The organism is Bacillus haynesii, assembly GCF_001969855.1.
Taxonomy (GTDB): Bacteria; Bacillota; Bacilli; order Bacillales; family Bacillaceae; genus Bacillus; species Bacillus haynesii.
In genome coordinates, this window is sequence record NZ_MRBL01000001.1 from 1 (window position 1) to 14862 (window position 14862).

General features: G+C 51.1%; 8 protein-coding genes. 1 reads left to right on the forward strand and 7 read right to left on the reverse strand.

Annotated features, from left to right (window positions below; genetic code table 11):
- Window positions 1-45: 45 nt before the first annotated feature.
- A complete protein-coding gene (locus BTA31_RS00005) occupies window positions 46-489 on the reverse strand; it encodes a YwnF family protein (RefSeq protein ID WP_076788071.1) in 444 nt (147 codons plus the stop codon).
- A gap of 249 nt (window positions 490-738) precedes the next feature.
- Between BTA31_RS00005 and cls the strand changes: the two genes are divergently transcribed.
- Window positions 739-2187, forward strand: a complete 1449-nt coding sequence (gene cls / locus BTA31_RS00010; RefSeq protein WP_076788535.1) for a cardiolipin synthase — start codon at window positions 739-741, stop codon at window positions 2185-2187.
- 43 nt (window positions 2188-2230) lie between these two features.
- Here the strand turns inward: cls and BTA31_RS00015 are convergent, their stop codons facing one another.
- From BTA31_RS00015 to dhbC, 6 genes are read right to left on the reverse strand one after another with little or no spacing between them, the layout of a single operon-like run.
- Entirely contained in the window at window positions 2231-3664 is a 1434-nt protein-coding gene (locus tag BTA31_RS00015; protein ID WP_043925116.1) for an MDR family MFS transporter, read from the reverse strand.
- The gene (locus BTA31_RS00020; RefSeq protein WP_043925117.1) at window positions 3661-3885 is read right to left on the reverse strand and encodes an MbtH family protein; all 225 of its coding nucleotides are present in this window, start codon (window positions 3883-3885) and stop codon (window positions 3661-3663) included. Before BTA31_RS00020 ends, BTA31_RS00015 begins: the two co-directional genes overlap by 4 nt.
- 12 nt (window positions 3886-3897) lie before the next feature.
- Window positions 3898-11055: an amino acid adenylation domain-containing protein gene (locus BTA31_RS00025; RefSeq protein ID WP_076788074.1), complete on the reverse strand. Its 7158-nt coding sequence runs from the start codon at window positions 11053-11055 to the stop codon at window positions 3898-3900.
- A 14-nt stretch (window positions 11056-11069) separates the two neighbouring features.
- On the reverse strand, window positions 11070-11996 hold the full coding sequence (locus BTA31_RS00030; RefSeq protein WP_076788076.1) for an isochorismatase family protein: 927 nt from the start codon (window positions 11994-11996) through the stop codon (window positions 11070-11072).
- A 25-nt stretch (window positions 11997-12021) separates the two neighbouring features.
- Window positions 12022-13644, reverse strand: coding sequence for a (2,3-dihydroxybenzoyl)adenylate synthase (locus tag BTA31_RS00035; protein WP_076788078.1), 1623 nt, complete (start codon window positions 13642-13644; stop codon window positions 12022-12024).
- A 14-nt stretch (window positions 13645-13658) separates the two neighbouring features.
- A complete protein-coding gene (gene dhbC, locus BTA31_RS00040) occupies window positions 13659-14849 on the reverse strand; it encodes an isochorismate synthase DhbC (RefSeq protein WP_239693106.1) in 1191 nt (396 codons plus the stop codon).
- Window positions 14850-14862 lie beyond the last annotated feature (13 nt).

A 14862-nucleotide genomic window follows, 5' to 3' on the forward strand; every position in this document is an offset into this window, starting at 1 on the left:
TCAACGGTCTGAAAAGAGCTGTCATGCAGCTCTTTTTTCCATCAATCATTCAGCCAGCCTGCGCCTTCTGATCTCTTCTTCATTTAAAAATTCCAAAAAGCTTCTCATTACAGTAAACGGCTCTTCTTTGACCGCCCGAACGTAGCGGCTTTTCCGTTCATCGGAAAGCACTTCGCTTGTTTGCATCCGTTCCAATATATACTTCATCACCGATTGCTGAACATTTCTTTTTTGGTATGACGACTCTCTGAACAGCGCCATGCCGAAAGCTGCACCTGCGGCAGCGCAGCCGATTTTTATCATTGAATCGGTTCCATAAGTTGCCTGCCCCCAAAAAGAGGAAAGATAAACAAATGAAGCAAGAAGCAGCGGAATCGCGATAAAAAGAAAAATCATCCTTTTCTTTAAGAACGGCGCCGCCACGCGCTTGAGGTTATCCATTTCTTCTTTCATAAAGGCCGGCATTTGATGGAAACGTTCCATATCCATAATCAATCCCTCCCGTTTTGGTTAAAGAGGCGTTGTTCCGCTAATTAAATCACGCTTTTTATATGTATATCGTAACTTAGATCCAACATGTTTTACAGTTTTTTGCCTTCCTCCCTTTTTCTTTAGAAACTTTCCGGCTGTCGCCCCGTATAACATGAGATAGTTGCTTGAAAGGGGAGTAACTGTTATAAATGGAATGTATAAAAACAAATCCGTCTTGTGAGGTTCAATATGGATATTATTAAAAATATCAGCATCACATCGATATTTCTCGGCTTTATATTAGTTTTAAACACGCTATTGGCAATCGTTGTGATCTTTAGGGAACGCCGGGATGCAAGCTCCTCCTGGGCATGGCTCTTGGTACTCTTCTTTATTCCCGTTCTCGGCTTTATCCTCTATTTGCTCTTCGGCCACAATTTGAGCAGGAATCACCTTTTTCAATGGGAAGACCGAAAGAGGATCGGGATGGAAAAAATATTGGAACAGCAGCTGACCAAGCTGAAAAACCGCGAGTTTGAATTTCGCAATAAAGCGACGGCGGACAGCAAAGACTTGATTTATATGCACATTTTGAATAACCACGCCGTTTTTACAGAAGACAATGCGGTCGAGCTGTTAACGGACGGACGCCAGAAATTCGACAGACTGCTTCGCGACATTGAAAACGCCAAAGACCATATTCATCTTCAATATTATATTTATAAAGGCGATGAGATCGGCAAAAAGCTGCGGGACGCGCTGATCAAAAAAGCAAAAGAAGGCGTTGAAGTTCGCGTTTTGTATGATGAATTGGGATCGAGAAGCCTCAGGAAAAGCTTTTTCAAAGAGCTGAAAAAAGCGGGAGGATTTGTCGAAGTCTTTTTCCCGTCGCGCTTTAAATTTATCAATTTGCGCATGAATTACCGCAACCACCGCAAGCTCGTCATTATCGACGGCGTCATCGGCTATGTCGGGGGATTTAATGTCGGGGACGAATATCTCGGTCTGAACCCGACCTTTGGCTATTGGCGAGACACGCACCTCAGAATCAAAGGAACAGCGGTCCACTCGATTCAAACGCGTTTTATCCTGGATTGGAATCAGGCCTCGCACCACCACGACATTACATATATGCCAAACCACTTTCCTGACATCGATTCCCACGGAAACATCGGCATGCAAATCGTCACCAGCGGCCCTGATTCAGAATGGGAGCAGATTAAAAACGGTTATATTAAAATGATATCAACGGCAAAGCGGTCCATTCTTATACAGACGCCTTATTTTATTCCGGACGCCAGCCTGCTCGATGCCCTCAGGATCGCTTGCCTGTCCGGCGTTGACGTCAGGATCATGATTCCTAACAAACCCGATCATCCGTTTGTGTACTGGGCAACCTATTCTTACATCGGCGAACTTTTAAAAGCCGGCGCCTCCGTATTTATTTACGATAACGGGTTTATCCATGCGAAAACGATTGTAGTAGATGAGGAAATTGCATCGGTTGGCACGGCAAATATTGATATGCGCAGCTTCAAGCTCAATTTTGAAGTCAATGCTTTTTTATATGATGAGGAAATTGCGAGAAGCCTTGTCCTATCATTTGAAAAAGATCTGCAAGTGTCAAGGGAGCTGACCTTTGAGGAATATTTAAACAGAAGCAAATCGATCCGCTTTAAAGAAGCCATTTCGATCCTGCTGTCGCCGATTTTATAGAGCTTAATTCAAAAATCCTCCCGGAAACGGGAGGATTTTTGTTTTACTCACCAGAAGCCGCCGCACCTTTGGATGCTGAATCATGCCTGTCCATTTGACGGCCTGTGTCAGCGTCTTTGAGCTTGAGTGCGATGAAAAATGCTGCCATGAGGAAGCCGGCTGCACCGAGCAAAGCGGTCCGGTAAGCTGATAAATCAGGCTCTATGCCTGCGCCGGGCTGACTGAGCACGGCAAGAACGCACGACATGACGGCAACTCCAAAAGCAGATCCGAGCCGGTTTTGTACATTAAACAGTGTCGTTGCCCGGCCCATTGAAGATGATGAAATGTTGGCAAAACAAACAACCTGCGCCGCACCAACCGCATGCCCCAGGAAAAAGCCCGCCAAAAACAGCAGCAGCCTGAGAAGCCACAGATTTGACCCGTATCCAGTCAGGCTCAGCAGCCCGAACAGCACAGCAGCGCCTAACAGCGCAACGGAAATCACCCGCCGCGGCCCGAGCTTTGCCAATGATCTCGGCATCAGCTGGGATGCCACCATCAAGCCTAATGCTTCTGGAAACGTGATCAGGGCAGTATCGGTCGCAGAGTAGCCGAGTGCTTCCTGACACAACAGCGGAAATATATAGAGCATGCCAAGCAGTCCGCCTGCTGTCAAAAGCGAAATGACGCTCATCATTCCAAAAACCCGGTCCTTCACTAAGCGCAGCTCAATCAGCGGATGCTCAGCCTTCAGCTCGACAAAAACGAGAATGACGAGGAGAATCATTCCCCCGGCTCCTGAAGCAAGCACATCCGGAGAGCTGAAGCCGCGCACAGGCCCCTGGCTGAGTGCAAAAACCGCCAACGCCATTCCCGGCGCCGCCAAAAGGAATCCAGGCCAATCAAATCTGCCCGCTTCCGGCTCCAAATGTTCATGAAGATACAACAGGCCAAACAGCAGAATGATCATTCCGATCGGAATATTAATGTAAAAAATCCAGCGCCATGACAGCTGATCTGTCAGAAACCCGCTGATGATCGGCCCAACCGCAGGCGCGACAGCAATCGGAAGAACGAGAACTCTCGAGATTTTGGCCCGTTCATGCGGAGGAAACGTCCTGAACAAGATCGCCATTCCCACCGGTGTGATCAACCCGCCGCCGGCCCCCTGGATCACGCGAAATACGTTTAATTCCGCCAGATTGTCAGCGATTCCGCATAAGGCGGATGCAGCCGTAAATATCGAAAGGGCGGCTAGGAAAACACGCTTTGTCCCAAAGCGGTCCCCAAGCCAGCCGGCTGCGGGAAGACAGACCGCCAAGCTGACTAAGTACCCGATGTTAATTGTGCCTGCAGCAGACGGTAATGTTTGAAATTCGTTCATGATGGCAGGCAGTGCCATGTTGATGACACTCGCATCCATTGCAGCCATAAACATGGCCGTTACATATACAATGCTGACAACCGTCCTTTGATTGAACGGCCTTCTATTCATTGCTGACCGCCGTGTACTTCTGCAGCCGGCTTTAAGCTGTTCGGCGAGAGATCGGTCCAATTCGAGCTGATATAGTCCATACAGGCGCTGCGGCTCGTTTCCCCGCAGACAATCTCCCACCCTGCCGGAATATGAATGAAGGCGGGCCAGAGTGAATACTGGCCTTCCTCATTCATTAAAACAACATATGTGCCGTGTTCATTTTCAAAAGGATTTGTCATCGTTATCTCTCCCTACTTATCCGTATCTTTTTTCAAGTCGTCCAACTTTTCCGCAACCTGACGTCCGATTTGTCCAAGCGGCTCCGGCTGGCACAAATCTTTATGCCGGCAATCCATATCATGAATATCAATGTTTCCGTTCAGATAAGGAAGCCATGACTCCGGATCGATCGGATCAAACCATTCCGGTATCACGGTTGATTTGAAAAACAGGATATCGCCATGAAAGACGCGGGGCTTATATTCGCTTAAAATTCGGACGGAATTCACATACGTCTCCTTTAAATTTAAGATCGCAGCCTCATCCAGGCTGGCAAGCGCACTGCCGTCGCGACGTAGAATATCGATCGCACTGGAAAGTTTCAGCGGTTCCCCGTCAAGGCTGTCCGGATCGTATCCTCCCAATGCCAAGAGAGCAATCAATGCTTCCTGCTCATCAGGCGCATCTTTAATTGGAAGGAAGTGATTCGGGTAAGCATCAAGCATGACGAGAAGCGATATGTCTTCCCCTTGTTCCTGCAGCTGAGTTGCGATCGCATGTACAACATTGCCTCCGAGCGACCAGCCGAGAAGACGATAAGGGCCTGTTGGCTGAATCGTACGAATGTGCCGGATATAATCAGCTGCCATGACGTCGAGCGTATCAGGAAGCTCTTCCTGCCTTGCGATCCCGCGGGCTTGAAGGCCGTATATCGGGTATTCCTTGCCGAGTGCCGTCATTAAACCCGCATAACACCAGCTGAGACCCCCGGCCGGGTGCACACAGAACAGGGGATCCTGACTGCCTCCGGTTCTCAGCGGAAGCAGTACATCGAGCGCACTTTGTCTGCCGCCGGATTCAAGCCGTTCAGCTAGTCCGCTGACAGTAGGCGCTTCAAGCAGGTCGCCGATGCCGAGTTCGACTCCGAGCGCTTCACGAATGCGGCTCATCAGCTGTACGGCGAGCAGGGAATGCCCGCCGAGTTCGAAGAATCCGTCATCAATACCAACTCGCGGCACATTGAGAATTTCTGAAAAAAGATCACACAAGATTTCTTCCTGCGGTGTTCTTGGCCCCCGCCCTTTAACTGCCGCGGCAAAGTCAGGTTCAGGCAGCGCTTTTCGGTCAAGTTTGCCATTTGGAGTCAATGGCAGGTCTGCAATTTTTACAAATGCGGAAGGCACCATGTACTCCGGCAGAGTGCCTGCGGCAAACCGGCGCAGCTCAGCCGGATCGGTTTCTTCTTCAGATGCCGGGACAACGTAGGCGATCAGGCGCTTGTCTCCGGGCTGGTCTTCCCGTACAACTACAGCGGCTTGATTCACTCTGTGATGGCGGACAAGCACCGATTCTATCTCGCCGAGTTCGATTCTGAAGCCGCGGATCTTGATCTGCTGGTCGGCCCGCCCCATATAATCAAGAGAGCCGTCTTGGCGCCTGCGGGCAAGATCACCGGTTCGGTACATCCGGGTTCCCGGCGGACCAAACGGATCAGCGACAAAGCGGTCTGCTGTCAAATCGGGTCTGCCCAAGTAACCACGGGCGAGACCGCCCCCGGACACATACATCTCTCCGGTGACGCCCGCGGGTACCGGTTCAAGGTATTCATCAAGCACATATACACCTAAATCGGGAATCCCTTGACCGATCAGGCTGTTCGCTTGAAGTGCTGCAGTCTGCTGATCGAGGGAAATATAGCTGACATGTACCGTCGTTTCTGTAATTCCGTACATATTAATCAGCCGCGGGAAATGATCCGGATGGCGTTCATACCAATCTTCAAGCCTCTTCAGCTCGAGCGCTTCCCCTCCAAAAATGATAAAACGCAAGGAAAGCAGCTTTCCTGTCTCAGCATTGTCCCGGTCAGCCTGCATCAATTGATAAAATGCGGAAGGGGTCTGATTGAGCACAGTCACTCCCTCGCGAACGAGAAGATTGAGAAATTCGGCCGGCGAGCGGCTGATTGTATGAGGCACCACGACAAGGCGGCCTCCATTGAGCAACGCTCCCCAAATTTCCCATACCGAAAAGTCAAATGCGTAAGAGTGAAACATCGTCCAAACGTCGTCAGAACCGAAATGGAACCATTGGTCAGTCGCTCCGAACAGCCGCACGACATTTTGATGCGGAACGACCACCCCTTTCGGCTTTCCGGTCGAACCGGATGTGTAAATGACATACGCCGGGTGAAGAGGCAGCAAAGGCGCGGTACGGTCGGCATCACCCGGATTCGCAGCAGCGCATCCTTTCAGTTCCTCTTGTATACAAGGATCATCAAGTACAATCCTTTCAACAGATCCGGGAACAGAAAGGTTTGATTCAACCGCTGAACTCGTTACGATGCAGGCAGGATGTGCATCATTCAACATAAACGCTATCCTTTCTGCCGGGTAGTCCGGATCTAGAGGCACATATGCCGCGCCGGCTTTCAGCACTGCAAGCAATCCGACAACCATATCCAAAGATCTTGGCAGCGCCAGGGCAGCAAATTGTTCGGGACCGACCCCTTTGGCGATCAGGAGATGAGCAAGCCGGTTGGCGCGTTTATTGAGCTCACCGTATGTGAGCGCGTCATTTTCACATATAACCGCAACGGCTTCCGGATCTTTTGCCGCCTGCTTTTCAAACAAAACGGGCAAAGATGAACAAGGTACGTTGTTGGACGATTTGCTCCAATCAACCAGCATGTTTTCACGTTCGGCTGGAAGGAGAATATCGAGTCTTCCGATCGGCTGATCAGGGTCGTCTGCTGCTGAATCGAGCAGCCTGACGAGGCGTTCCGCCAATGTTTGAACCGTATTTCGTTCAAATAAATCTGTGCTGTATTCCAGAAATCCGCCGATACCCGCAGGTGTTCCGTCCGCTTTTCGATGTTCGCGAAGCTCAATCGTCAAATCAAACTTGGCTGCTCCGACGCTGCGAATTTCAATGTCTGACTTGAGGCCGGAAAGTTCAAGCTCAGGTTCAGGCGTATTTTGAAAGGCCAGCATGATTTGGAACAGCGGGTGTCTCGCTCTAGACCTGCGAGGATTGAGCACTTCAACAAGGCGCTCGAATGGAAGGTCCTGATGCTCATACGCTGCAAGGTTTACTTTTCTAACTCTGTTCAGAAGCTCCCGAAAACTTGGATTACCCGATGTATCCGTTCGAAGCACAAGCGTATTAACGAACAATCCGACAATTCCGCCTAATGCATCATCGTTTCTTCCCGCTATCGGACTGCCGAGCGGAATGTCATGGCCTGCTCCAAGCCGTGTCAACAGTGTGGCAAGAGCCGACTGCAATATCATGAACATGCTGACTCCGGTGCTGCGGGACAAACCGAGCAGACGGCTATGCAGCTGTTCGTTAATGCTGAGATCAATCGTACCGCCTCTGTAGCTTGATTCCGACGGACGCGGGTAATCAGTCGGAAGCTCCAGCTGATCAGGCAGATGTTCCAATGCCTTTGACCAATACTCGAGCTGCTTGGCAATCAGACTGTCCGGATTGTTCTCACTGCCAAGCAGATGTTCCTGCCATACGGCATAGTCGGCATATTGTATAGAAAGCGGCTCCCAAACAGGTCTCTCACCTTGCAAACGCGCATTGTAGGCGGTTTCCAAATCACGGGTCAGCGGCATTAAAGACCAGCCGTCGCCAATCATATGGTGCAAAAGCAGAAGAAGAACAAATTTGTCCGGTCCGAGTACGAATAGCTGGACGCGAAACGGAGGTTCCTTTTCTAAATGGAAACGGTGCCGAACGGCCTCAGCCAGGACTTTTTCCAACTCATATTCGCTAACATGGGATACAGTGAGTTCGGGACGCGCTTGATCCGCTTCCAATATCAGCTGGTGTGTTGTCCCCTGCTGATCCGGAAAAATTGTTCGAAGCGGCTCATGTCTTGCTGCTACATCACCCAGTGCGGCTGCCAGTGCCTCTTGGTCCAAACCTCCGGTTAAATGAACGACAACCGGAATATTATAGGTCGGGCTCGGTCCTTCCAAACAGTGCAAAAACCATAGGCGCCGCTGGGCGAAGGACAGCGGAATCTCCTGCCGTCGCTCTCTTTTACGCAATGCCGGACGGGCGCTCTGCGCCTGATCAAGCTGTTTGGCTAGTCCGGCGGCTGTGGGTTCATCGAATAAACGGCCGATTCCGAGTTCGACGCCGAGCGTTTCCCGAATCTGGCCGACGAGCCTGCCTGCCAGAAGCGAATGTCCGCCGAGATCAAAAAAGCTGTCATCAATACTGACTCGCGGCACCCCCAGCACCTCAGCAAATAAATCACACAATATTTCTTCTTGCGGAGTTCTCGGCTCGCGTCCGCCTGTATGCATACTCAACGCCGGAGCCGGCAGGGATTTGCGGTCAAGCTTTCCGTTCGGCGTAAGCGGCAGTTCATCAAGTATGACAAATGCAGACGGAATCATATAGTCGGGCAGTGTTTCACCAACGTAGCGGCGAAGCTCAGCAGGATCAAGGCTTTCTCCCGAAGCGGGAACGACATACGCAAATATACGCGGGTCACCGGGCTGGTCTTCACGAATGATGGCAGCAGCTTGTTTAACAACCGGATGATTTGCAAGCACCGCTTCTATTTCTCCCATTTCAATTCGGAACCCGCGAATTTTGACTTGATGGTCTGCACGGCCGATATAATCAAGCGACCCGTCTTCGCGCCAGCGCACGAGGTCGCCCGTCCGGTACATCCGCGATCCAGGCGGCCCGTATGGATTCGCAATAAATCGTTCAGCCGTGAGAGTATGTCGGTTCAAGTAGCCGCGCGCTACCCCTGTTCCTGCCACATAAAGTTCTCCAGCCGTTCCCGGAGGCACGGGCTGCAATCCGGCGTCCAGGACATAAAGCTGCGTATTCCAAATCGCACGGCCGATTCCCGGAGGTTCCGTGCAATTGCCTTCCAGCGCGGCGGCTGTAGACCAAATCGTTGTTTCCGTCGGTCCATAAAGGTTCGTTAAAGAGCAGCCGAGCTGCTGCAATTGCCGGGCCAGGCTGGCTTGCAAAGCTTCGCCGCCCACAAGCGCACGAAGACCTTTGAGCTTTTCCGGGGCGCTCGAGGCCAATGCATGCCAGAGGGTTGGTGTAGCCTGCATTATTGTGATTTCAAGTGTTTCAATCATTTTGGCCAATGCGGACGGATCTTGTACCGTTTCCTTCTCGGCAAGAACGACTGCTGATCCGCTGATCAGCGGCAAATAAATTTCAAGTGCTGAGATGTCGAATGCAATTGTAGTGACGGCTAGCAGCCGGTCATCTTGATTAAGCGCGAACATGTCCTGCATTGACATCAAAAAATTGAATAAGCTTTCAGCTTGCACAACCACGCCTTTAGGTCTGCCGGTTGATCCCGACGTATAAATCATATATGCCGGATGGGCGCCGGAATGCTGTTCGCCGGGATTTTCTTCAGAATAGCCGGAGACTTTCTCCATAACAGTTTGTTCATCGAGGATTAACTTCGGCATTTGCGAACTGATCGTGTCTTGTGCTTCCTTGCTGGTGATAACAAGCAGCGGCTGTGCATCGTTGAGCATATACTCGATCCTGTCAGCCGGATAATCGGGATCTATAGGTAAATAAGCCGCTCCAGCCTTGAGAACGGCGAGCATGCTGACAACCATTTCCACTGATCGCGGCAACGCCAAAGCAATGAATGTCTCGGGTTTCGCCCCCTGATCGATCAGCAGATGAGCTAGTTGATTGGCCCTTTTATTTAATTCGGAGTAGGTGAGAACCTTACCATCGCAAACGACTGCCGGAGATGCAGGACACTCTTTTGCCATCCTTTCAAATCGTTGCGGAAGACTCTCTTTGGGAAGCCCGTGTTCTGTTTGATTCCATTCGATCAATATTTGAGCGCGTTCTTCAGGGAGAAGAATGTCCAATGTCCCCACCGGCTGAGTTTGTTCGCAAACGACAATCGTTTTCAGAAGAGTAAGAAAACGATGGACGTGATCTTCAAGTTCATCCGCATGATAAACAGCAGGGTTTGCATCCATGTTTACTTTTAGCCCGCCTCCGTCCGGGCGGCCGTAAATGTTGATTGACAGATCGTCCACAGGTCCTGTGGCAAGATTATGGACGATGCCTTGACAGCCGGCAAAATTCAAACGATTCTCAAAAGGCATCAAATTAAGCTGCGGACCAAACAGCCGCTGGTTCTCGCCAAGCAGCTTGAGATCCCGGCGCAGTTCTTCGTGGCGGTAATGCTGATGACGCCTCAGCTTCATCATCTCCGCTGAGATTTGCTTGACCAGCTCTCCTACACTCATTTCCGGCTGCATACCAATCCGAAGCGGAAGGAGATTCATGACCATTCCCGGAATATGGAGAGCGGCTGACCCGAGGCGGCACATCATCGGCATCCCGAGAACGACGTCATTTGCCCCCGTCAGGCGATGAACATATATTGCAGCTGCTGCCATCACGGTTTCGTGCCAAGTTGCCCCCATTCTGCTTGCGGCAGACAGAAGACGATCAGCATGCTCACTTGGCAGATATCCAGACCTGCGAAGAAAACTTGAAGAGGTGCGCGGCGCCCTTTCGGCAAGACTGACCACCTCCGGTTCATCGCTGAAACGCTCAAGCCAAAATCGCCGATCCTCCTGAAACTGTTCTGATGCACGGTAAGCCGTTTCCTCCGCGAGAATCAAATCGAGGGAGCCAAAGGCTCCGCTCTGGTCAATCGATTTGTTTTCCACCAATGCCGTATATATTTTTGACAACCGCTCGGCGATCAATGTAAAGCTGAACCCGTCTGTTGCGATATGGTGAGTTCGCTGATACCAGAAGTAATGATCTTGCGCAGCTTTGAAAAGTGCTTCTGTAAAAAGCGGGCCGCGAGTCAGATCAACCGGACGGGCCAGATCATCCTTCATCCAGCTTTTAGCCGCCTGTTCCGGATCGGTTTCTGAGCTGACATCAATGTAATGAAGCGGAAATTCTGCCGATGGAACGATCACTTGCCACGGTCCGTTTTGATCTTCTCCAAATCTGGCATGCAGTGATTCAGCTTCTTTCATGACATGGCGCAGCGCTTTCTCGAAAAGCTCTTGATCAAGCGGGCCCTTAATTTCAACGTATTCAGCTGTATTGTAGATCGGATTTTCCGGATCAAGCTGCTGAGCAAACCAAATGCCGGCTTGCGCTCCTGATAATGGCTTTCGGTTATGTTGACATTCAGGCATTAAGGTGACCTCCCTCATTGATAGTCTGCATTTGGCAAGGGTGCTTTTTTAGAAGAGGACAACAGTCTCCACCAGTTTTCAATCGAAGGGTCCTCCGCAAGCTCCACAAATGATACCTCCCGCCCCGATCGGCGCCAGCGCTCTGCGAGGCTCATGATTCTCACGGAATCAAGTCCCCTGTAAATCAAATTTTCACTGTCGCTTATCTTTTCCGGCGATTCAAGAAGAAGCGATGCGACCTGTTCGCGAATGATCTGTTTTGTCAGTGCATGAGAGCTTTCTTTTGCGTGTTCATGGCTTTCGTCATCTTTCAGTTGGCTCAGAAGCTGTTCCGCAGTGATTGTGACGCTGCAGCGGTCAGCTGCGTATGTGATGGCCATTTCATGATGCTTTAATGAGAAATCCGCTACCGCATCGCCAACAAAAAACGTTTCAATATCTTGCATAAACGCATCACATGCCGTCATCAGGCAGCCGATGTGGGCATAGATCCCGGTGATGATGAGCTGATCCCGACCTTGCTCCTTTAGCACACCTAAAAGGTTGGTTTTTCTGAAAGCATTGTACCTCCACTTGGTCAGAACGATGTCGTCTTCATTCGGTTTCAGCTCATCCACGATCTTCTGCTCATCGGGATCAGGACCGATTCCGGGCCCCCAAAAGTCTTGGAGAAGCCCCCGTTCTTCCGGTGTCTGGGCGCCTGGTTGAGCCGTGAAAATAACCGGTATGCCAAGCTCGGCACATCGCTTCCGAAGCTTCTTGATATTAGCCAGCAGATCTGTTACCGGAGACTCGCCGTAACGGTAAGCGTTGAGAAAATATTGCTGCATATCATGGATGAGCAGTGCAGCACGCTTCGGATGAGGAGTCCATGACACCTTGTTTTTCGGCATATTTGATGCTTCTGGCATTTGGTACGGTAAGATGGCAGGAATGGCCATCAAATCACATCCTCTCATTTTTTTATCATCTGACATTCTTAGCTGCAGACATTTTTTCAGCAATCGTTGTACGCAGTTCTTTTTTGCTGACTTTTCCTACGCCTGTCTGCGGGAATGCTTCAACCATTTCCACCCGGTCGGGTATTTTGTAGGCTGCAAGGCCTCTTTCTCTCAAAAACGATTGCAATTCAGGCTGAGCCGGTGCAGCGCCGCGAGGGATAATATATGCACACGTTCTTTCGCCGAGAAATTGATCCGGCATCGAGACAACCGCCGCATCGAGTACGGCCGGATGTGCGAGCAGGTGGTTTTCCACTTCTTCTGCAGCAACCTTCTCCCCGCCTCTGTTGATCTGGTCTTTAGCTCGTCCTTCAACAATCAAATAGCCTGATGAGTTGACTTTGACCAAGTCTCCCGTACGGTAAAATCCGTCTTCAGTGAATGCTTTGGCATTATGCTCCTCAGCCTTATAGTAGCCGCGGATCGTATATGGACCTCTTGTCAGCAGCTCCCCGGTCTGTCCGGGTCCAAGTTCGCGTCCTTCTTCATCCAAAATTTTAATCTCGTCAAACGGAGACATCGGTCTGCCTTGGGTGTGAACGATCGTGTCATCAGGATCATCAAGTCTGGTATAGTTGACCAGACCTTCTGCCATGCCGTAAACCTGCTGCAGTTTGCAGCCGAACACCGATGTGACGCGTCTGGCAGCTTCGGCACTGAATTTCGCTCCGCCGACTTGAATGACCTGGAGGCTTGACAAGTCGTCCCGGCGCGACGGAGCAGCGTCAAGCCAGATTAACGCAAGCGGCGGTACGAGTCCTGTGATCGTTACCCTCTCCTTATCGATCAAAGGGAAGGTTTCATCCGGGCTGCCTCCTGACGCAAGGACGACTCGGCCTCCCGCATACAGCGTACCGAGGACTCCCGGCGAACTGAGCGGATAATTGTGAGCGATCGGGAGAGCAGCAAGATACACACTGTTGTGATCGAGCCTGCAAATCTCTGCGCTGACCCTCAAGCTGTATATATAATCATCATGTGTCCTCGGGATGAGTTTGGACAGACCTGTGCTTCCCCCTGACAACTGAAGAAAGGCGACATCTTCTGAATGGACGTTTTGCGGAGGTGCAGGCTGATCATAAAGGCCCGCCAGCGCTTCAAACTCCTCCGGTTCGCCGGCGACAATGACATGACGAAGCCCTCGCAGCTTTCCCTTTACCTGTCTCGCCAGCTTGCGGTAGTCAAACTTTGCGTGACGATCGGGAATAATGTAGGCAGCAGCTTCAGAAAACTCGCAAAAATACGTGATCTCGCTATGCCGGTGCGATGGAAGCGCAAAGACAGGCAGAGCTCCGATCCGGAAGAGCGCAAAACAAACTTCAAAAAACTCGATGATATTCGGCAGCTGGACAACGACGCGATCATTTTTTTTGATCCCAAGCTTTAAAAGACCGCCAGCCAAAGAGTCAGCTCTCTTGTCTAATTCACGATAGCTTAAATGGGTATCTCCGTATGTAAGGGCAATGTGGCTGCCGTATTTTTCAGCCCGTTCCCTCAGCATTCCTCCAAATGTTTCGCCTCGCCAGCATCCCTCCTTCCGATATTTATCCGCAAACTCCTTTGGCCATGACGGGCATCCTTTCAGCATCTTTTATCCCTCCGTTATTCACTGTTCATTCCCATTGCAAGAAGCATTGTCCGAAGCTTTGCAGACGTTTCGGCAAGTTCGTCTTCAGGCTTCGACCCGGCGACAATTCCGGCACCTGCGTACAGCCGCAGCGCGTGTTCCTCCGCCTCAGCACAGCGAATCGTTACGACCCATTCTCCGTCACCGTCCGCGTCGCACCAGCCGACCATACCTGTGAAAAACCCGCGGTCAAACGGCTCAATCTGTTTAATCGCTTCTTTCGCCGCATTCGTCGGCGTGCCGCAGACAGCGGGCGTCGGGTGAAGGGCAGCGGCGAGCTCCAATGATGATACAGAAAGGTCTGTAAGCTCTCCATTCAATTCCGTTGAAAGATGCCACATCGTCGGCGTGCTGATGAGAGACGGTTCCGGCACCTCCAGCTTTCGGCAAAACGGCCTGAGCGCGGAAACAACCGCTTCGACAACGACCGCATGTTCGTGACGGTCTTTAGGAGAAGCAAGCAGTTCAGCCGCCCGTCTTCGATCTTCTTCGGGATTATCGCTTCGAGGCCTTGAGCCTGCTAAAGGATTTGCCCTCACGCGGAACCCGGACCGCGATACAAGCAGCTCGGGACTTGCGCCTATCAAAGTGGTACGAGGCGCTTCAGATGTCTGCCCGGTTAAATCAACGGCAAAGTTGTATCCGCTTGTATTGCGGCGGGCGAGATTTCGCAGCAAATGACCGATATCGACTTTGATCGGCGAGGTCAGCTGCAATGACCGGGAAAGGACGATCTTGCTATATTCTCCTGCTGCTATACCAGCCAATCCTTGTCTGACCCCGGTCATATACGCTTCCGGGCTTGGAATCTGCTCGATATCATAAGGGTACAGGGCAGTTTCAGGCTCCTCTTTACCGTCTTCTTCACATGTCAGCGGCCCTGCATGCCACGCTTCGACCGGCACGGTTAAGTGCGCCGGCTTCGCATCGTCAAACGGCACTGCTCCGACCACAATCGGATTTTTCTGCCCGTTCTCCCTGGCTTTTTTCAGAACTTCCGCAGCCCGCTGAGCAAGGCTTTGCTCTTCCGTTTGAGAAACAGAAGCAAAAACACCTTCCGCCAGAATGGTCCGCTCAGGGGAAGAAAAAAAGAATGAAGCACCGGCCTGATATTCCTTTAACAGCTGATCTGCAAGCGCTTCTGACACGACATGACGTTCTAACATCATTAAAACCTCC

Bases quoted from the DNA above. Each gene is read 5' to 3' on its own strand.
- BTA31_RS00005 (WP_076788071.1), bottom strand. From the start codon at position 489: ATGGATATGGAACGTTTCCATCAAATGCCGGCCTTTATGAAAGAAGAA.
- BTA31_RS00015 (WP_043925116.1), bottom strand. From the start codon at position 3,664: ATGAATAGAAGGCCGTTCAATCAAAGGACGGTTGTCAGCATTGTATAT.
- BTA31_RS00035 (WP_076788078.1), bottom strand. From the start codon at position 13,644: ATGCTGAAAGGATGCCCGTCATGGCCAAAGGAGTTTGCGGATAAATAT.
- dhbC (WP_239693106.1), bottom strand. From the start codon at position 14,849: ATGTTAGAACGTCATGTCGTGTCAGAAGCGCTTGCAGATCAGCTGTTA.
- BTA31_RS00020 (WP_043925117.1), bottom strand. From the start codon at position 3,885: ATGACAAATCCTTTTGAAAATGAACACGGCACATATGTTGTTTTAATG.
- BTA31_RS00025 (WP_076788074.1), bottom strand. From the start codon at position 11,055: ATGCCTGAATGTCAACATAACCGAAAGCCATTATCAGGAGCGCAAGCC.
- BTA31_RS00030 (WP_076788076.1), bottom strand. From the start codon at position 11,996: ATGGCCATTCCTGCCATCTTACCGTACCAAATGCCAGAAGCATCAAAT.